The 18,451-nt window shown below is 58.7% G+C and carries 15 protein-coding genes; 10 read left to right on the top strand and 5 right to left on the bottom strand.

Annotation, left to right across the window (positions count from 1 at the left end; translation table 11 throughout):
* Window positions 1-293: 293 nt before the first annotated feature.
* Complete coding sequence (gene ctaF / locus HW450_RS11740) at window positions 294-725, bottom strand: aa3-type cytochrome oxidase subunit IV (RefSeq protein WP_182385794.1); 432 nt, start codon at window positions 723-725, stop codon at window positions 294-296.
* Window positions 726-747: 22 nt separating this feature from the next.
* A complete protein-coding gene (gene ctaC, locus HW450_RS11735) occupies window positions 748-1,857 on the bottom strand; it encodes an aa3-type cytochrome oxidase subunit II (RefSeq protein ID WP_182385793.1) in 1,110 nt (369 codons plus the stop codon).
* A 348-nt stretch (window positions 1,858-2,205) separates the two neighbouring features.
* Here ctaC and asnB point away from each other — a divergent pair, with 348 nt between their 5' ends.
* Together asnB and HW450_RS13165 are read left to right on the top strand one after the other, a co-directional pair.
* Window positions 2,206-4,122, top strand: a complete 1,917-nt coding sequence (gene asnB, locus HW450_RS11730) for an asparagine synthase (glutamine-hydrolyzing) (RefSeq protein ID WP_182385792.1) — start codon at window positions 2,206-2,208, stop codon at window positions 4,120-4,122.
* Window positions 4,123-4,213: 91 nt separating this feature from the next.
* Window positions 4,214-4,339, top strand: coding sequence for a hypothetical protein (locus HW450_RS13165; RefSeq protein WP_269149329.1), 126 nt, complete (start codon window positions 4,214-4,216; stop codon window positions 4,337-4,339).
* Window positions 4,340-5,502: 1,163 nt separating this feature from the next.
* Here the strand turns inward: HW450_RS13165 and HW450_RS11725 are convergent.
* Window positions 5,503-5,847: a HesB/IscA family protein gene (locus HW450_RS11725; protein WP_182385791.1), complete on the bottom strand. Its 345-nt coding sequence runs from the start codon at window positions 5,845-5,847 to the stop codon at window positions 5,503-5,505.
* Window positions 5,848-5,974: 127 nt separating this feature from the next.
* Here HW450_RS11725 and HW450_RS11720 point away from each other — a divergent pair, with 127 nt between their 5' ends.
* From HW450_RS11720 to HW450_RS11705, 4 genes are read left to right on the top strand one after another with little or no spacing between them, the layout of a single operon-like run.
* Window positions 5,975-6,604 carry a DUF3043 domain-containing protein gene (locus HW450_RS11720; protein ID WP_182385790.1) on the top strand — a complete coding sequence of 210 codons (630 nt, stop codon included), beginning with the start codon at window positions 5,975-5,977 and terminating at the stop codon, window positions 6,602-6,604.
* Window positions 6,605-7,132 carry a bifunctional adenosylcobinamide kinase/adenosylcobinamide-phosphate guanylyltransferase gene (gene cobU / locus HW450_RS11715; RefSeq protein ID WP_182385789.1) on the top strand — a complete coding sequence of 176 codons (528 nt, stop codon included), beginning with the start codon at window positions 6,605-6,607 and terminating at the stop codon, window positions 7,130-7,132.
* Between the two features lie 24 nt (window positions 7,133-7,156).
* Window positions 7,157-8,197 carry a nicotinate-nucleotide--dimethylbenzimidazole phosphoribosyltransferase gene (gene cobT, locus HW450_RS11710; RefSeq protein WP_182385788.1) on the top strand — a complete coding sequence of 347 codons (1,041 nt, stop codon included), beginning with the start codon at window positions 7,157-7,159 and terminating at the stop codon, window positions 8,195-8,197.
* Complete coding sequence (locus tag HW450_RS11705; RefSeq protein WP_182385787.1) at window positions 8,198-9,016, top strand: adenosylcobinamide-GDP ribazoletransferase; 819 nt, start codon at window positions 8,198-8,200, stop codon at window positions 9,014-9,016. It begins immediately after the preceding gene.
* Here HW450_RS11705 and HW450_RS11700 read toward each other — a convergent pair.
* Complete coding sequence (locus tag HW450_RS11700; protein WP_182385786.1) at window positions 9,009-10,112, bottom strand: branched-chain amino acid aminotransferase; 1,104 nt, start codon at window positions 10,110-10,112, stop codon at window positions 9,009-9,011. The two genes, HW450_RS11705 and HW450_RS11700, sit on opposite strands and share 8 nt — an antisense overlap.
* A 128-nt stretch (window positions 10,113-10,240) precedes the next feature.
* Here HW450_RS11700 and HW450_RS11695 point away from each other — a divergent pair, with 128 nt between their 5' ends.
* Entirely contained in the window at window positions 10,241-11,734 is a 1,494-nt protein-coding gene (locus HW450_RS11695) for a leucyl aminopeptidase (RefSeq protein WP_182385785.1), read from the top strand.
* Between the two features lie 81 nt (window positions 11,735-11,815).
* On the opposite strand, the gene HW450_RS11690 is transcribed toward HW450_RS11695, so the two are convergent.
* Window positions 11,816-12,202, bottom strand: a complete 387-nt coding sequence (locus HW450_RS11690; RefSeq protein WP_182385784.1) for an oxidoreductase — start codon at window positions 12,200-12,202, stop codon at window positions 11,816-11,818.
* Window positions 12,203-12,329: 127 nt separating this feature from the next.
* Between HW450_RS11690 and sucB the strand changes: the two genes are divergently transcribed.
* The 3 genes from sucB (at window position 12,330) to gcvT (ending at window position 18,449) form a co-directional block, all read left to right on the top strand.
* Window positions 12,330-14,345, top strand: a complete 2,016-nt coding sequence (gene sucB, locus HW450_RS11685) for a 2-oxoglutarate dehydrogenase, E2 component, dihydrolipoamide succinyltransferase (protein ID WP_182385783.1) — start codon at window positions 12,330-12,332, stop codon at window positions 14,343-14,345.
* A gap of 189 nt (window positions 14,346-14,534) precedes the next feature.
* Window positions 14,535-17,375 carry an aminomethyl-transferring glycine dehydrogenase gene (gene gcvP / locus HW450_RS11680; RefSeq protein WP_182385782.1) on the top strand — a complete coding sequence of 947 codons (2,841 nt, stop codon included), beginning with the start codon at window positions 14,535-14,537 and terminating at the stop codon, window positions 17,373-17,375.
* Entirely contained in the window at window positions 17,376-18,449 is a 1,074-nt protein-coding gene (gcvT, locus tag HW450_RS11675) for a glycine cleavage system aminomethyltransferase GcvT (protein ID WP_182385781.1), read from the top strand. It begins immediately after the preceding gene.
* Window positions 18,450-18,451: the final 2 nt, after the last annotated feature.

Here is an 18,451-nt window from a genome sequence, read left to right as displayed (position 1 = left end):
TCTACCCCCGCGGGAACTTTAGCACCCCACCATCCGACGCTCACCTTTATGCAGGTCACGGGATTGTCACAGCCTTTTGCCTCCCCAAACAAAAGAACTCGCAACTACTTTATCCGATAACTTTTCCGTTGGCAGGAAAATGGCGGTTCCCGGCAAGAGATTCATCTCACATTCCACACCGTACATTCTTCCAACTTTTACAACTTTGGGTTGACCCCCTCCCCCAACGGTTTACCTGAAACATAAACAAAAACGGCCCGCCACCAGGGCGAGCCGTTTTCTAGGAAGGTACTTTAGTGCTTTTCCTTTGGAATGCCGTACTGCAGGTTCAGCATGGTTGCGGACCAGATCAGCAGCATTGCGCCGAAGGCGATCAGCCAGTAGTGCATGTAGACAATGCCGAAGCCGAGTACTGCAACAGCGCCGGACATTACAGCCGGCCAGATGGAACCAGGGCTGAAGAAACCGAGCATACCGGTTCCGTCTTCAATTTCCGCTTCTTCCCAGTCTTCTGGGAGCAGGTCCATACGACGTTCGGTGAAGTGGAAGTAGCCGCCGAGCATGACACACAGGCCAGTCGCGAGCACCAGGCCGGTACCACCAGCCCACTCGATGCCTTGGATGTTGCCGCTGTCGGACACCTTGGTGGTTGCTACGAAGTAGATGACGGTCATGATCAGCAGGAATGTGCCGAGACCGTACATGATTCTTGCGCTAGATTTCATGGTTCGTTACGCCTCTTCCCTTTTACTTAGCAGCTTCGTTGAGGTCGACGGTGTTGTTGCCATCGCGAGTGTCAAGGCGACCAGAAACGAATGGCGAGGTGGAGGTTGCGTATGGAGCTTCACCGATCGCCTTCAGCGCCTCAGAGTTTGGTGCCTGTGGGTTCTGGTTACGGAACTCCATGTACTGCTTGAACTTGTCTGCAGATACAACGCGGATTTCGAAGTTCATCATCGCATGGTAGGTGCCACACATTTCGGCACAGCGACCGACGAAGGCGCCTTCCTTTTCGATCTTTTCGATCTGGAACACACGCTGGGACTTGTTCGCCTCTGGGTGAGGGTAAGCGTCACGCTTGAACAGGAACTCTGGCACCCAGAAGGAGTGAGCAACGTCAGCGGAAGCGAGGTTGAACTCGATTGGGGTCTGGGATGGGAGAACCAGAACTGGTACCTCGTCGGTAGTGCCCAGGGTCTCAATCTTGTTGAAGTGCAAGAAGGAGACATCAGACTTGGACTTACCGTGGATTGGACCACCTACACCGTGCTCTTCCATGTAAGCTTCGTCGATCTTGGATGCTTCTGCTGCAGCCTGACGCTCTTCGTCAATGCCGAAGTACTCAGAACCGGTTGGAGAGAACTCCGGTGCAACGTTGGCGTAACCGAACTTCCAGTTCCACTGGTACGCGGTGACGTCGACGGTAACCTTTGGATCCTTGTCCAAGGCAGTAACCTTGTCCTGGGTTGGGACGGTGAAGAAGAACAAAGCCATCACGATGAAGATCGGGATGATGGTCAGTACCAACTCCAACGGAACGTTGTACTGAAGCTGCTTCGGGAATTCGTCCTTACCAGCCTTCGCTGCCTTCTTTGCAGAGAATGCGCCGATGGCGTAGATCATCAGGGCCCACATGATGATGCCGATGATCCAGGCGGTAACCCAGACCCAAACCCAGAAGTTACCCATTGCGGTTGCTTCAGGAGTGATGCCCTTTGGCCAACCCATACGCAGTGCGTCAAAGAATCCGTTCTCTGGTGGCGCTACGTCACAACCAGCAAGTGCGAGGCTTCCTGCGCCAAGTACGCCTGTGAGCAGCGCTTTACGTTGAAAACCGCGCTTGTTTCGCTGTTCCACGTGTGTCTACCTTCCTGTTCCACACAAACCTAAGGACACTAAGTTCCCATTCCTAACTGTGCAGAATATCGCATTTCTCAGGGATTTCCATGTTTTTGGATGTAATGGGGTTAACCCGATTAGTCGTTCCACGCTCGAGTTTTGCCAGCCTACAGGTGTTACTCGACGTGGGAACGCCAGCATGGGCAAATGTCTGTTAGCTAATTCACACTCTATGCTCCCCTAACGGGGGCTTACGAATGGTTGATGTTCTATTTGTCTCGGCTCTGCCACTGCCATTTTTTCGGCCAAGTCCGTAGAGTTGCAGTGTTAACTTTTTACCTCAATCATTTAAGGGGATTTCGACATATGTGTGGCCTTCTCGGCATGTTGACCAGTTCTGGCAATGCCCAAGATTATGACGCGGCGATCCGCCACGCACTCCCCTGCATGCGGCACCGCGGGCCTGACGACGCCGGCACCTGGCACGATTCCCACGCAGTCTTCGGTTTCAACCGGCTCTCCATCATCGACATTGAGCATGCTCACCAGCCTCTGCAGTGGGGTCCCGCTGATCAGCCCGACCGCTATGCAATGACGTTCAACGGGGAAATCTACAACTATGTGGAGCTCCGCGCAGAGCTACAAGACCTCGGTTATTCCTTTAATACTGAGGGCGACGGCGAAACCATCGTGGTGGGATACCACCACTGGGGCACCGACGTCGTCAATCATCTGCGTGGCATGTTCGGCATTGCCATTTGGGACACGGTGAAGGAGGAGCTCTTCCTCGCCCGCGATCAGTTCGGAATCAAGCCTCTTTACTTTACGACGACCGCAGCTGGCACCGTCTTCGCCTCCGAAAAGAAGTGCATCCTCGACATGGGGCCTGCCATCGGCCTAAGCAATGACTTGGACTTGCGCGCAATTGAACACTATGTGGATCTGCAGTACGTCCCCGAACCGGAATCGCTGCACGCGGATATTCGACGACTAGAGTCCGGCTGCTTTGCCGTCGTTAAGCCTGGCGGCAACGTCGTGGCACAGCGCTACTTCGAGCCACAATTTCGCACCAAGCCGGTCAGCAACGAGCAAGATTTGTTCCGGCGGATCGCTCAGGCGCTTGAGGACAGCGTCGAAAAGCATATGCGTGCCGACGTCACAGTTGGTTCTTTCCTGTCCGGCGGCATTGATTCCACGGCCATCGCTGCCCTGGCGAAGCGCCACAATCCGAACCTGCTGACGTTCACCACCGGTTTTGAACGCGAAGGCTACTCCGAGGTTGATGTAGCTGCCGAGTCGGCCGCTGCGATTGATGCAGAGCACATCGTGAAGGTCGTCTCGCCTGAGGAATATGCCAATGCGATCCCGAAAATCATGTGGTACCTCGACGATCCGGTAGCCGACCCGTCCCTGGTCCCGCTCTACTTCGTCGCGGCCGAGGCCCGCAAGCACGTCAAAGTCGTCCTGTCCGGCGAAGGCTCCGACGAGCTCTTCGGCGGCTACACCATCTATAAGGAACCGCTGTCCCTCGCCCCGTTTGAGAAGATCCCTTCCCCGCTGCGACGTGGTCTCGGCCAGCTCGGCGCACTGCTTCCCGACGGCATGAAGGGCAAATCTCTCCTACAACGCGGGTCCATGACCATGGAGGAACGCTACTACGGCAATGCTCGCTCGTTTAACTTCGAGCAGCTCCAGCGGGTGATTCCGTGGGCGAAACCCGAATGGGACCACAAGGACGTCACAGCGCCTATCTACGCCAAGTCCCGAAACATGGATCCCGTGGCTCGCATGCAGCACCTGGATCTGTTCACATGGATGCGCGGCGACATCCTGGTCAAGGCCGACAAGATCACCATGGCTAACTCCCTGGAGCTGCGCGTGCCGTTCCTGGACAAGGTCGTCTTCGATGTCGCGGAATCAATCCCATACGACATGAAAATCTCCCACGGCACCACCAAATACGCACTGCGTCGGGCCATGGAAGGCATCGTGCCGGAACACGTCCTGCACCGCAAGAAGCTCGGTTTCCCAGTACCGATGCGCCATTGGCTCGCCGGCGATGAACTCTTCGGCTGGGCCCAGGACACCATCAACGAGTCCCAAACCGAGCGGATCTTTGACAAGAAGGCTGTTCTGGAGATGCTGAACGAGCACCGCGCCGGTATGTCCGACCACTCCCGACGCCTGTGGACCGTCCTTGCCTTCATGATCTGGCACGGCATCTTCATGGAAGGCCGAATCGACCCAAAAATCGAAGAGAAGGATTACCCGGTATCCCTGTAACGTCTCTCATAGCTGCCCCGGGCAACCTAAAGTTTTGGTAATCTGGAGGAGACCGTACAAGGAAGATTCAACAATTTTTAAGGAGCATCCAATGATCCCGCTTTCTCTCGATCTGCTTTCCTACTCCTTCTACCCATCCTGGATCCTGGACACCGTCGACTTCTTCGTCGATCTCGCATACGATTTCGTTGACTTCGTAGACGTTGTTCTGAGCTAACCGTCCACCGGAAAGTCGCATCCCCCGGCCTTTCACAGGCGGGGGATGCTTTTTGATTTCAGCAGCAAAGTGGGGTTAAAGACAAAGAAATGCTCCTAGATTCCGTGGTAAGCCAGGTCAGTCCTATTGGTTCTTTTAACCGCACAAAGTTTGATCACTGACTCATCCTGGTGGCTAATAAGCGATGCCCCAACTGTCAGGAAAAACGACCACAAAAGTTGGTAGAGAATGGTTGGTAGAGAGTTCAAGTAAAAGACAACCTAGGCTTAGGTTTGACGCCGCTTCCTCTCGACTTCTCGACCAACCGTTCTCTACCAACCGGCCCCGGTCGTCCCTTCATACGCTGGGATGAGACACCTGGAACGCTATCCTAGCCAGTTGCCAACACACCATCGACACCAGGCCATCAAGAAACAACAATGCCTGGGCAGCGGTATGCTGACCAGACACACCTTTTGCTCCTTGACCCGCAAGGTGTGTCATCTGCTATTCCCGGTTGTGGACTTGCTTGAAGGGGCTCACATATCAGGTCGTCCTTGGGTTAAGGGACAAAATGTGTGCCTGAATTCCACAGTAAAGCCAGGTCAGGGCATGTAAACAGGTGCTGTATATTGTTTCGGTCCTAAAGAAACCACAAATCTTGTTCAATACCGCGAGGGATGCCGCACCTGTGCTAAAAGGTGCGGCTGCCTAACTCCGGTGACCAAAACCGACCCCGATGCCCCGTCTGCCTGGGCAAACGAAACCCACGCAACCAGGAAACACGCGGATCAGCTCTGTTGCGTCAACGGCTATGCCAGCCGCCTATTAACACACCAGTGTCCGGCTAGAGATACGCCGGCCGGGCACAACTTGTATTACTTAACACTGCAAAACCCGGGAAGTATTCCCCGGGTTTCGGTGATTTTTTAGGCTTCACACTTGCTATTTCACCGTTTTGGGTCCGAGATCCGGGGAATGCTTCCCGGGTTTTAGTAAGAAACTTCAGGGGCCGTGGCCAAAGACCCAGGGGTGAAGTAACAACACAAATACGCCGACCGGGCACACTTTTCTTTACTTAACCAAGCGGTACTGACCAATGCCTCGGCAGGGAAATGGCAAGCGAACCAAACAAAAACCGCCCCTGCTGGTGCAGGCGCGGTAAGGCTTCGGGGGGGAACGTTTTAGTTGAAGGAGTCACCACAGGCGCAGGAGCCAGAGGCATTAGGGTTGTCGATGGTGAAGCCCTGTGCCTCGATGGTGTCAGAGAAGTCGATGCGGGCGCCGGAAAGGTATGGGGCGCTCATCTTGTCTACGACGAGGCGGACGCCACCGATAACGTCTACTTTGTCGCCATCAAGTTCACGGTCGTCAAAGTAGAGCTGGTAGCGCAGGCCCGCACAGCCGCCTGGCTGTACTGCGATGCGAAGGGAAAGGTCGTCGCGACCTTCCTGGTCAAGGAGTGCTTTTGCCTTTTCGGCAGCAGCGTCAGTCAGAATTACTCCGGTTGCGGTTTCTGGTGCGGTCATGGTGCTCCTCCTTGGAACGTTGTACTTTTGCCACTACGGTACTCGGTTTTTGTTACTTGTACACAAATCCAACGCAACGTGATACTAGTTTGTTCCCGTAAGGATGCCACAAGGTAGCCTATAGGGCGTGAGTACTCCAGATAACGAAAAACTTCCCAAGGGTTATACGCCGAAGAAGGGTCGCCCCACCCCGAAGCGTAATGAGGTTGAGCGTGCGCGCGGCGTTCGCCGTGGGCCTGCTACTCCAGCTGAAACTCGCCAAGAGATGAAGGCTCGCGAGAAGGCGTTGAAAGAGTCCATGACTAAGCAGGAGTGGAAGGAGTACAAAAAGAAACAGCGCGAGGAGCGGAACAGGCGAGCTAAGGAAACGCAGGCCGCGATGGATCGAGGCGACGAGCGCTACCTTCTCCCCCGCGATAAAGGCCCAGTGCGTGCATTCGTGCGTGATTGGGTGGACGCGCGCCGCTTCTTCAGCGAACTCGTCATGCCGGTGGCGTTGCTGCTGCTGATTGTGATGTTTATCGGTCAGTCTTACCCGCAGATTGCCGCAACGTTGTCGATGATTGCCATGGTGATCATGGTGCTGTTCTTTGTCGAGGGCATCTTCATTGGCCGTCGCGCAAATAAAGCTGTGCGCGAGAAGTTCCCTGATACGACGGAAACTGGGTTTGGCCTCGGTTTCTACGCGTACTCCCGCGCGTCTCAGCTGCGTAAGCTGCGTACCCCAAAGCCTCGTGTTGCGGTTGGCGAGAAGTAAATGATCACCCTGGTCCTAGGCGGCGCGCGCAGCGGCAAGTCTGCCTGGGCTGAGGCGTTGTTCCCGCCGGGGGCTGAGGTGCTGTATGTGGCCACAGCCCGCCCGTGGCCAGGAGATGAGGATTTCGCTGCGCGCATCCGGGCGCACCAGGAACGTCGCCCCAGCCATTGGGTCACCGAGGATAGCGCCGAGCTTCACGACGCCCTCCTTACACATCCAGAAGGCAACATCCTCGTGGATGATTTGGGTACCTGGCTGACCCACCAGTTGGATCAGGCACAGGCATGGGAGCGGCCACGGGGCTTCATTGCTCCGGCCGTCGATAAGCTGCTTGCTGCGCTGCACCGCACGTCCGCCCGGGTGGTGTTGGTGACCCCTGAGGTTGGCCTGGGGGTAATCCCGGAAACGCCTGCTGGCCGGCTGTTTCGTGATGAATTGGGGTGGCTGAATGCACGCGTGGCGGAGTTGGCGGATGAGGTCGTCCTCGTGGTGGCTGGGATCCCGCTAACCTTGAAATCCGAAAGTTAATTTCTTCAACGAAGGAGTCACCAGATGGTACCTGCCGAGATCTTCGCCCGCGTGGAAACGCCGAGCCTGACTGCTCGTAAGGAAGCTGAAGAGTACCAGCTCACCCTCACTAAGCCGGCGGGTTCCTTGGGACGATTGGAGCAGATCGGCGTCCAGATCGCGGCGTGCCAAGGGCAGGTGCCACCGAAGCCGATTACGCGGCCTCGAATTGTGATTTTCGCTGGCGACCATGGCGTTGCTAACTATGGGGTGTCTGCGTACCCTTCCGAGGTGTCGCTGCAGATGGCGGCCAATATAGAGGCCGGTGGCGCCGCTATTTCCGTACTCGCCGAGTCAGCGGGTGCGAGTGTGCGGGTAGCCGATATTTCCCTGGACCACGACGCATGGGGCGAAGAGCGGGTGTCCCGGTCCTGTGGTGCGATCCACCTGGAGGACGCCATGACTGAAGAGCAGGTGCTGCGCGCGCTGGAGATCGGTAAGCGCATCGCTGACCAGGAGGTAGATTCCGGCGCTGACCTGCTCATGGCCGGCGATTTGGGCATCGGTAATACCACTCCGGCTGCCGCATTGATTGGTGTTGCGACCCGCACCGAGCCCGTTGCTGTTGTGGGCCGTGGCACCGGTATCGACGATGAGGGTTGGAAGCGCAAGGTTGCCATAGTACGGGACGCGATGTTCCGCGTCCGAGATTTCCGCAATGACCCGATCCGCGTACTGCAGGCAATTTCTTCCCCGGATCTTGCTGCGATGGCCGGTTTCCTGGCACAGGCATCGATCCGTCGCACCCCGGTGATCCTGGACGGCGTTGTGGTCACCTCCGCGGCGCTGTGGGCCACCCGTCTTGCTCCTGGCGCCCGCAACTGGTGGATTGCAGGCCACCAGGGTGCGGAGCCGGCCCACAAATTTGCGCTGCAAAACCTGGAGCTCACCCCACTGCTGGATTACGGCATGCGACTCGGTGAGGGTTCCGGCGCGATGGCGGCGTTGCCTCTGGTGAAGGCATCTGTGGACATCATGGCGAATATGGCTACCTTCGCCTCCGCTGGCGTCTCTAAAGCCCACTAGATGTCCGGCAAGGCCGGCTACTCCGGCGATGGCACCCACGGCCCCGCCCTCATCGAGGGCATAACAACGGCACTGAGCTGGTTAACTGTCTTGCCCGTGCAGGGCGCGTCCACGTTTGACCGGGTGACCGGTGCCCGCGCGATGGCGGGATTGCCGGTCGCGGGCCTGGCGTTGGGTCTTACGTCAGCCGTGACTGCCTACCCGCTGCTCGCCTTCGGCAGCCATGAATTCCTCGTCGCCGCGCTGACGGTGATCGCCTGGGAGTTGGGCTCTCGCATGATGCACATCGATGGCCTCAGCGATGTGGGTGATGCCTTGGGTTCCTACGCCCCGCCGGAGAAAGCTCAAGAGATTTTAAGTGACCGCTATACCGGGGCGCTCGGCATGGGGGCCGTGCTGTTGACACTGTTAGCGCAGGTAGCGGGCCTCACAGCGTTGTATCACTGGGGCCCGATCGCCGCTGTCCTCGCTGCTTCGATACCGATGCTCGCACGTGCTTGCGCCACGATCGGCTGCCACAGCAGCTTCTCCCCGTTTTCTGCCACCGGTTTCGGGGAGCTCATCATCGGAACGGTGAAGGCGTGGTGGGTCGTCGCGTGGGTGGTGGCTATTGGTGTGGCAGTGGTGTTGGTGGCAGTGGGCGTCGATAAGCAGCTTGCGTGGGGCGCTGTCGCTGCATGCTTCACGACGCCCCTGGCTGCCCTCCTGCTGCTCCGCCACTGCAGTCGCCGCTTTAACGGACTCAACGGCGACTGCATCGGAGCCGCCATTGAGGTCGGTGCTGCAGTCGCCGCTGTGACGCTGGGGATTGCTAGCTAACCAGGGTGTGCTTCCAGCCGTGCTTGTCTTCCACTTCGCCGCGCTGGATACCTGTCAGGGTTTCACGCAGCTTCATGGTGATCTCTCCGGTCTTAGCGCCGGCGATCTGGAAGTCACCGTGTGCGGACTTCACGGTGCCCACCGGGGTGATCACGGCAGCGGTACCGCAGGCGAAAGCCTCGGACATCTCACCGGACGTCGCGGCCTTCTCCCACTCCTCGGTGGAGATCAGACGCTCCTCAGTCTCTAGGCCCAGGTCGCGAGCGACCTGCAGCAGGGAGTCACGAGTCACACCAGGCAGCAGCGAACCGCTGAGCTGCGGAGTGACCAGCTTGGCGTTGTCGCCTTCGCCGTAAATGAAGGCGAGGTTCATGCCACCCATCTCTTCGATGTACTTGTGCTCGATGGCGTCAAGCCACACCACCTGGTCACAGCCCTTTTCCACGGCTTGCGCCTGGGCAAGCAGCGAAGCAGCGTAATTACCGGCGAACTTCGCGGCACCGGTGCCACCGGGAGCAGCCCGCACATAGTCTTCACACAGCCACACGCTGACCGGCTTGATACCACCAGAGAAGTAAGCGCCCGCCGGGGAGGCAATAACCATGAACTTGTAGGCGTTTGCTGGGTGTACGCCCAGGCTGACCTCGGTGGAGATCATGAAGGGACGCAGGTACAGGGCTTCCTCACCGCCAGCAGCTGGGACCCAATTTTGGTCGATATCAACCAGCTGACGTACCGCCTCAATGAAGTCCTCTACCGGCAGCTCTGGCATTGCCATACGACGCGCAGAATCCTGCATGCGCTTGGCGTTCGCTTCCGGGCGGAACGTCGCGATGGAACCATCAGGCTGACGGTACGCCTTGAGGCCTTCGAAGATCGCCTGGCCATAGTGAAAAACGGTGGTCGCTGGGTCCATCTGGAGAGGTGCGTACGGAACGACGGCCGCGTTGTGCCAGCCCTCCTCCGCGTTCCAGTCAATGGTGACCATGTGGTCAGTGAAGGCCTTACCGAAGCCCGGGTTTTCCAGGATCTTCGCTACCTCCGCCTCTGGGGTCGGAGCGGAGGTCTTTTCAATTCGAAAGTTCAATGCACTCATGCAACCAACCTACACCCAACTCTGAGACATAGGTCTCAATTTATGTTTTAATCCCCAATTATGTGGTGTGACGTACTGTGTAAGTCACAGAACCTCATACTGTCCAATTCTTGATCGGAGGATTTTTCGTGCCTAAAACGCCATCGTTGCCAGCAGTGGGAATTGTTCCTAAGCTTTCGATTTCAGCCAAGCTACCGAAAAAGGCAGAAGCCGTACTGATCCCAGTATTTAAGGGTGACAACGGCCCGGAGATTGCCGGTACCGGTATCTTCAGCGATAAAACCCAGGTTGCGGTACTCGAAGCCCTCTCTGCAGTGGGCGCCACGGGCGCCGCCCAGGAAGTGACCAAACTCGCCGGCATTCCGGGGACGGACGTCCCCGTTGTCGTGGCGGTTGGCCTGGGTTCTTCCGATGATTTCGATGCTGAAACGCTGCGTCGTAGCGCAGGCGTGGCATCCCGCGCACTGAAGGGCTTCGGCAAGGTCGCCTCTACGTTGGGCACCTTCGGGCTTTCCGACGCCGTCCTCGGATCCGCTCTCGGGGCCTACACCTTCCGTGGTCAAAAGACCGCTGAGCTGGAAGCAGCGCAAGCGCCAGTGGATGAGATCGTTTTCATCAGCGACAAGAAGAAGGACTTCTCCGCTGCCACCATCCTGGTCGACTCCGTGGTCCTGGCCCGCAACCTGGTCAACACCGCGTCCTCTCACCTCTACCCAGAGTCCTACGCTGCCTACGCAGCAGCCTTGGCCGAAGACTACGGCGTGACTGCGGAGATTCTCGATGACAAGGACCTGGCCAAGGGCAAGTTCGGTGGACTCATGGCCGTCGGTGGCGGCTCCGCCCGGAAGCCTCGTCTTCTTCGCCTCACCTACACCGCGAAGAAGTCCGCCCCTTCCGTCGCGCTCGTAGGTAAGGGCATCACCTTCGACACCGGCGGTATCTCCATCAAGCCATCCGCCAACATGGATGACATGATCTCCGACATGGGCGGCTCCGCAGCCACCATCGCCTCCGTTTTCGCCGCTGCCCGCCTCGGCCTCAAGGTGAACGTCACCGCAACCGTCCCAATGGCAGAAAACATGCCGGACGGCGAGTCCTACCGCCCAGGCGACGTCATCACCCACTACGGTGGCAAGACCTCCGAGATCATCAACACCGACGCCGAAGGTCGCCTCGTGCTTGCCGACGCCATCGTCCGCGCCTGCGAAGACAAGCCAGACTACCTCATCGAAATGGCCACCCTGACTGGTGCACAGCTCGTCGCCCTCGGTGGCCGAACCACCGGTGTGATGGGCTCCGATGAGTTCCGTGACCGCGTGGCCGAGATTGGCCGCTCCGTCGGCGAGCCTGCCTGGGCCATGCCTTTCCCGGAAGAAGTTTCCGATGAAATGAAATCCGATGTGGCAGACCTGCGCAACACTGGCAAGTCTCGTTTCGGTGGCATGATGCAGGCCGGCTACTACCTCTCCCAGTTCGTAGCCGAAGATGTGCAGTGGGTTCACATGGACATCGCAGGACCGGCCTACAACTCCGGCAGCCCCTACGGTTACATCACCAAACGTGGCACCGGCGCACCAGTACGCACCGTCGTAGCAGTACTGGAAGATATCGCTGCTAAGTAAGCACGACGAATTCCCCGCACCCTAGTTACAGCGCCTTGGGTGCGGGGAATACGTTTTCATCGGGTTAAGGGGCTAACTCCGCTATGGCAATTCGCCCCGGTCAAACCGAGCGCGGCGGCGCTGCTGTTCTTCGCGCTTGCGCAGGAGACGATCACGTTCGATGCGCGCCCGCATGCGCTGCGGGTAACCGGTCTCCTCGACGTCGTAAAGCGGAATGCCCAGCTTTGCTACCACGTCGACGCCCTTGGGCCCACCGATGCGTCGTCGGGTGAAATCGCCCGACTCGTCCACCAAGACGACGCTCATTTCATTCACCAACGTTTCCGGCTCGACGAAGCCCTCTACAAAAGCGCGCCCGCGTGACCAGTCGCGGAGATAGTCAAGGTCTTCCGCGCGGATGGTATCGCCAGGAGCACGCGGAGGTTTGATCCCAGGCTTGGAACGTCGAGAGCCGAAAAGGTTGAACACAAACAGACATTGTAAGTGGTTTTTTCGGAAACGACACCACCTATCTGCGACATACGCGGACGCAAACCGGTACGCTATTGAAGTATCGATATCGTTTTTAGACCTACACGTTTAGGAGTCCTGCACAATGGCGTTTTCTGTCGAGATGCCCGAGCTCGGTGAATCAGTAACCGAAGGCACGATTACCCGCTGGCTGAAGCAGGTCGGTGACACCGTCACCGCCGATGAGCCGTTGCTCGAAGTTTCCACGGATAAGGTCGACACCGAAATCCCTGCACCGGCCTCCGGCGTACTGACCAAGATCCTGTTTGAGGAAGACGACACCGTCGATGTCGGCGAAATCATCGCAGAGATCGGCGAAGAAGGCGAAGAGCCTGCCAAGGAAGAGCCTGCAAAGGAAGAAGCCCCTAAGGAGGAAGCTCCGAAGGAAGAACCAAAGGGTGGCGCAGCATCCGGTGAGAGCACCGATGTGAAGATGCCAGAGCTCGGCGAGTCCGTCACCGAGGGCACCATCACCCGCTGGCTCAAGTCCGTCGGCGACACCGTCGAGGTCGACGAGCCACTGCTCGAAGTCTCCACCGACAAGGTCGACACCGAAGTTCCTTCCCCAGTAACAGGCACCATCGTGGAAATCCTGTTTGAGGAAGACGACACCGTCGATGTCGGCGAAGTCATCGTCCGCATCGGCGACGGCTCCGCACCAAAGAAGGAAGAAGCTCCTAAGGAGGAGCCAGCTCAGCCTTCCGAGGCTGCAACCAAGGAAGCCGAGACCAAGGACGACAACGCCACCGTTGACGAAGCTGCGTCTGCTGGTTCCGCAGGTTCCGGTGAGAGCACCGATGTGAAGATGCCAGAGCTCGGCGAGTCCGTCACCGAGGGCACCATCACCCGCTGGCTCAAGTCCGTCGGCGACACCGTCGAGGTCGACGAGCCACTGCTCGAAGTCTCCACCGACAAGGTCGACACCGAAGTTCCTTCCCCAGTAGCAGGCACCATCGTGGAAATCCTGTTTGAGGAAGACGACACCGTCGATGTCGGCGAAGTCATCGTCCGCATCGGCGACGGCTCCGCACCAAAGAAGGAAGAAGCTCCTAAGGAGGAAGCTCCTAAGGAAGAGGCACCAAAGAAGGAAGAAGCTCCTAAGGAAGAAACTCCTAAGGAAGAAGTCGCCGCTAAGGTCGAGGCCCCTAAGAAGGAATCTCCTAAGGTCGACAACTCCGACGCCCCTTACGTCACCCCACTAGTACGTAAGCTCGCCGACAAGCACGGCGTTGACCTGTCCAAGGTTCAGGGCACCGGCGTGGGCGGCCGCATCCGCAAGCAGGATGTTCTCGCCGCTGCAGGTGAAGGCGCTGCCCCAGCTGCTGCTGCCACCCCTGCCAAGAACGTGTCCACCAAGTCTGTGGATCCGGAGAAGGCCAAGCTGCGTGGCACCACGGTTCGGGTGAACCGCATTCGCGAGATCACCGCGGTGAAGACCCTCGAGTCCCTGCACGGCGCTGCACAGCTCACCCAGCTGCACGAGGTTGACATGACCCGCATCGCTGAGCTGCGCAAGGCTAACAAGCCTGCCTTCCAGGACAAGCACGGCGTGAACCTCACCTACCTGCCATTCTTTGCCAAGGCAGTGGTCGAAGCTCTGGTGTCCCACCCGAACGTCAACGCATCCTACAACGCTGAGACCAAGGAGATCACCTACCACGAGGCCGTGAACCTGGGCATTGCCGTCGACACGCCTGCTGGTCTCCTCTCCCCTGTCATCCACAACGCACAGGACATGTCCCTGCCTGAGCTGGCCAAGGCCATCGTGGACCTCGCAGACCGGGCTCGCAACAGCAAGCTCAAGCCAAATGACCTGATGGGTGGCACGTTCACCATCACCAACATCGGTTCCGAGGGCGCGCTGTCCGACACCCCAATCCTAGTTCCACCACAGGCAGCCATGATCGGTACCGGCGCGATCGTGAAGCGCCCAGTGGTCGTCACCGAGGACGGCAACGACGCCATCGCGATCCGTCAGATGGTGTTCCTGCCAATGACCTACGATCACCAGCTGATCGACGGCGCAGACGCAGGCCGCTTCATGACGACCGTCCGCGACCGCCTGGAGAACATCGACTTCACGGCAGACCTAGAAGTCTAAGCAGTTCTATAGAACAGAACGCATAAAACAACAGCACCCCCACTGAAAAACCCACCTCAGCGGGGGTGCTTTTGCATACTCAAAACAAGCATGCATAGTTTGTAAAACTTACCCCACAGCCACCCCCAATTGTGGAAACATGAAAACAAACTTTCTACACGTTTTCTCCGAAAGCTAGGAGCACACTACATGTCACAACAAGTGCATTCTTTCCTGGCCCGACACCTTGGGCCCGATGCACAAGAAACCGAACATATGCTTTCCGCCATCGGCTACACCACCGTCGATGACCTCATCAAGGACGCGGTACCAGCCGACATTTTGCTCCAAGAGCTACCGCAGACGATTTCACCGCTTTCTGAGCACGAGGCACAGGCCAAGCTTGGGGAATACGCGGGACGGAACGTCGTTAAGCGCGCGTTTTATGGTCAGGGCTACCATGACACCATCACCCCACCCGTCATCCGTCGTGGCGTGCTGGAAGACGCGGGCTGGTACACCGCCTACACCCCCTACCAGCCAGAAATTTCCCAAGGGCGCCTGGAGGCTCTGCTGAACTTCCAGACGATGGTGGAAGAGCTCACCGATCTACCGATCGCTAACGCCTCCCTGCTGGACGAAGCGACTGCCGTGGCCGAGGCGGTGGGCCTGATGAGCCGCGCGGTGCGCAAGGGGCGCCGCGTTGTCTTGGATTCCCGCCTGCACCCACAAATCCTGTCTGTGGCGGCCGAGCGCGCCCGTGCTATTGACCTCGAGGTGGAAATCACCGACCTCAGTGACGGGCTGGTTGGCGAAGACCTCGTCGGTGTTGTCATTGCCTACCCAGGTACTGAAGGTGACGTCACCAATCCGAAGGCCGTGATTGACGCTATCCACGAGCGCGGAGGCCTAGCCACTGTGGCAGCTGATCTGCTTGCGTTGACCATCCTGGAGGCGCCAGGCACCCTGAGTGCTGATATTGCGGTCGGCACCTCTCAGCGGTTTGGTGTTCCGCTGTTCTATGGCGGCCCGCACGCCGCGTACATGGCGGTTTCTGACAAGCTCAAGCGACAGATGCCGGGTCGCCTGGTAGGTGTGTCGATCGATGCCGACGGCCACCCTTCCTACCGCCTGGCTTTGCAGACCCGTGAACAGCACATTCGTCGCGAAAAGGCGACCTCTAACATCTGTACCGCGCAGGCTCTACTCGCTGTCGCTGCCTCGATGTACGCGGTGTACCACGGCCCAACCGGGCTGAAGGCGATCGCGGACCGAATCCACGGGCTGGCAACCTCATTTGCTGCAGCGGTGAAAGATGACCTGGTTCATGACACGTTCTTCGACACCGTCACCGTGCGAGTCGCAGATGCAGACGCCATTGTGGCTAAAGCTGCTGAGGCTGGTTACCTGATCCGCGCTATTGGAAACGACAAGGTGTCGGTCAGCTTCGGCGAGTCTGCCACCAGCGCGGACGTCGCAGCACTTTTCGACGTCCTCGGCGCTACTGCCACTAGCGAAAAGCTTGACGCCGTGCCTGCGGACCTTGCCCGCACCACTGAGTTTCTCACCCACCCGATCTTCAACCAGGTGCACTCCGAAACCCAGATGATGCGCTATATCCGCATGCTGGGTGACCGCGACCTGGCTCTGGATCGCACGATGATCCCGCTGGGTTCCTGCACCATGAAGCTCAACCCCACCGCCGGTATGGAGGCCATTTCTTACCCTGGGTTCGCCAACATTCACCCATACGCGCCGGTTGAGGACGCGCAGGGCTGGCAGGACCTCATCTCGGAGCTGGAACAGTGGCTCGCAAGCCTCACCGGCTACGCCAAGGTGTCCGTACAGCCTCCTAGTGGTGCGATGGGTGAGCTCGCTGGTCTGCTTGCGATTCGTCGCTACCACGTGGCTAACGGCGACAAAGGCCGAGACATCATCTTGATCCCACAGTCCGCCCACGGCACTAACGCCGCTTCTGCCACGCTGGCTAACCTTCGCGTTGTGGTGGTTGCTACCGCGCCGGACGGGTCTATTGATCTTGCTGATCTGGATGAGAAGATCGCCAAGCACGGTGACCACATCGCGGGCATCATGATCACCTACCCATCCACCCACGGCGTGTTCGAAGACACTGTCCGTACCGTGTGCAAGAAGATCCATGATGCAGGGGGCCAGGTCTACATCGACGGCGCGAATATGAACGCCCTGACCGGTGTGGCGGCACCGGGTGAATTTGGTGGCGATGTCTCCCACCTGAACCTGCACAAGACGTTCACCATCCCGCACGGTGGCGGCGGACCGGGTGTCGGCCCGGTGTGCGTGGCTGAGCACCTGGTTCCGTTCCTGCCGACCGATGCCCGCGACGTGGATCCGCGCGCGGCAGTGGGAACCGGACAGGGTGTTCCGATCGCCGGTGCTGTCCATGGCTCCGCCGGCGTTCTCCCGATCCCGTGGGCCTACATTGCGATGATGGGCACCGAGGGGCTGCGGGAGGCAACCCGCACTGCGATCCTGGGCGCTAACTACATTTCCGCACAGCTGAAGGACCACTTCCCGACCCTGTACACCGGTGAGAACGGCCTGGTCGCCCACGAATGTATCTTGGATATTCGCGAGCTGACGAAGCAGTCCGGCGTCACCGCAACCGATGTAGCAAAACGTCTGGTGGATTACGGTTTCCATGCCCCTACGTTGGCGTTCCCCGTCGCCGGAACGTTGATGGTGGAGCCAACCGAGTCCGAAGATCTGGCCGAACTGGACCGCTTCATTGAGGCGATGCGCAGTATCCGCGCAGAGATCCAGGAGATCATCGACGGCAAGATCGCCCTCGAGGATTCCGTGCTGACGCACTCGCCATTTACCGCGCCCGCAGCGGCTGCTGATGAGTGGCCGTATCAGTTCTCCCGTCAGCAGGCTGTCTTCCCGGTTCCTGGTCTGCTGCGCACCAAGTACTACCCTGCCGTGCGCCGCATCAACGAGGCATACGGTGACCGCAACCTGGTCTGTTCTTGCCCACCACCTGAGGCTTTCGATATGGAAGGAAACGAGTAAATGCTGAGTCCACTTCATGCTGAGCACGAGAAGCTCGGCGCTCTGTTCACTGATTTCGGTGGCTGGGAGATGCCGCTGCGCTACGGCAACGAGCTTGACGAGCACCGCGCCGTCCGCACCAACGTGGGCCTGTTCGACCTTTCTCACATGGGCGAGGTTCGCGTCACCGGCGCTGAGGCTGGACGGTTCCTCGATTATGCGTTGATTTCGCAGTTGTCCGCGATCGCCGTGGGCAAGGCGAAGTACACGATGATCGTGAATGAACAGGGGCACATCATTGATGACCTCATCGTGTACCGCCTCGGCGAGGCCGAGTTCATGGTGGTCCCGAACGCGGGCAATGCCACCACGGTCGCGGCAGAGTTGGTGGAGCGGGCTAAGGACTTTGACGTCACCGTCAAGGATGAGTCGGCTGACATTGCCCTCATCGCGGTGCAGGGTCCCCGCGCAGCCGAAATGCTCGGCGATATCCCCGAGCTGAGGTACTACTCTTCCGCACCGGCCAGCATCCTCGGCCACGATGTGCTGCTCGCTCGCACTGGCTACACCGGCGAGGACGGCTTCGAGCTTTTCCTCCCTGCCTCCGAGGCGCCGGCACTGTGGCAGGCGCTTATCGACGCCGGTTCTTCCTTCAACCTGCTACCCTGCGGACTCGCGTGCCGTGACTCCCTCCGCCTCGAAGCCGGCATGCCACTGTACGGCCACGAGCTGACCCTGAATTTGCAGCCTGCGGATGCTGGTCTGGGCGTGCTCGTCTCCAAGAAGAAGACAGAGGACTTCGTGGGATCTGCCGTGCTACTTGCAGACTACGCCCCGGCCCGGAAACTGGTCGGTTTGCAGGGCGAGGGTCGTCGTGCGGCACGCGCTGGTTCCGTGGTGCTTTCCCCTGCTGGCGAGGAGATCGGTGTGGTCACCTCTGGGCAGCTCTCCCCGACTCTCGGCTACCCGATTGCTATGGCCTACGTGGATGCGGAACACGCCACGGAGGGACACACCCTCGATGTGGATATCCGTGGCAAGAAGCACACGTACACTGTGGTTACTCTTCCGTTTTACTCTCGACCAAAGGACTAGAA

The organism is Corynebacterium hindlerae (assembly GCF_014117265.1).
In the GTDB taxonomy this organism is placed as follows: Bacteria; Actinomycetota; Actinomycetes; order Mycobacteriales; family Mycobacteriaceae; genus Corynebacterium; species Corynebacterium hindlerae.
This window is presented reverse-complemented; position numbering and strand designations above follow the sequence as displayed.

Bases quoted from the DNA above. Each gene is read 5' to 3' on its own strand.
- ctaF (WP_182385794.1), bottom strand. From the start codon at position 725: ATGAAATCTAGCGCAAGAATCATGTACGGTCTCGGCACATTCCTGCTG.
- asnB (WP_182385792.1), top strand. From the start codon at position 2,206: ATGTGTGGCCTTCTCGGCATGTTGACCAGTTCTGGCAATGCCCAAGAT.
- HW450_RS13165 (WP_269149329.1), top strand. From the start codon at position 4,214: ATGATCCCGCTTTCTCTCGATCTGCTTTCCTACTCCTTCTACCCATCC.
- HW450_RS11725 (WP_182385791.1), bottom strand. From the start codon at position 5,847: ATGACCGCACCAGAAACCGCAACCGGAGTAATTCTGACTGACGCTGCT.
- cobU (WP_182385789.1), top strand. From the start codon at position 6,605: ATGATCACCCTGGTCCTAGGCGGCGCGCGCAGCGGCAAGTCTGCCTGG.
- cobT (WP_182385788.1), top strand. From the start codon at position 7,157: ATGGTACCTGCCGAGATCTTCGCCCGCGTGGAAACGCCGAGCCTGACT.
- HW450_RS11705 (WP_182385787.1), top strand. From the start codon at position 8,198: ATGTCCGGCAAGGCCGGCTACTCCGGCGATGGCACCCACGGCCCCGCC.
- HW450_RS11700 (WP_182385786.1), bottom strand. From the start codon at position 10,112: ATGAGTGCATTGAACTTTCGAATTGAAAAGACCTCCGCTCCGACCCCA.
- sucB (WP_182385783.1), top strand. From the start codon at position 12,330: ATGGCGTTTTCTGTCGAGATGCCCGAGCTCGGTGAATCAGTAACCGAA.
- gcvP (WP_182385782.1), top strand. From the start codon at position 14,535: ATGTCACAACAAGTGCATTCTTTCCTGGCCCGACACCTTGGGCCCGAT.
- gcvT (WP_182385781.1), top strand. From the start codon at position 17,376: ATGCTGAGTCCACTTCATGCTGAGCACGAGAAGCTCGGCGCTCTGTTC.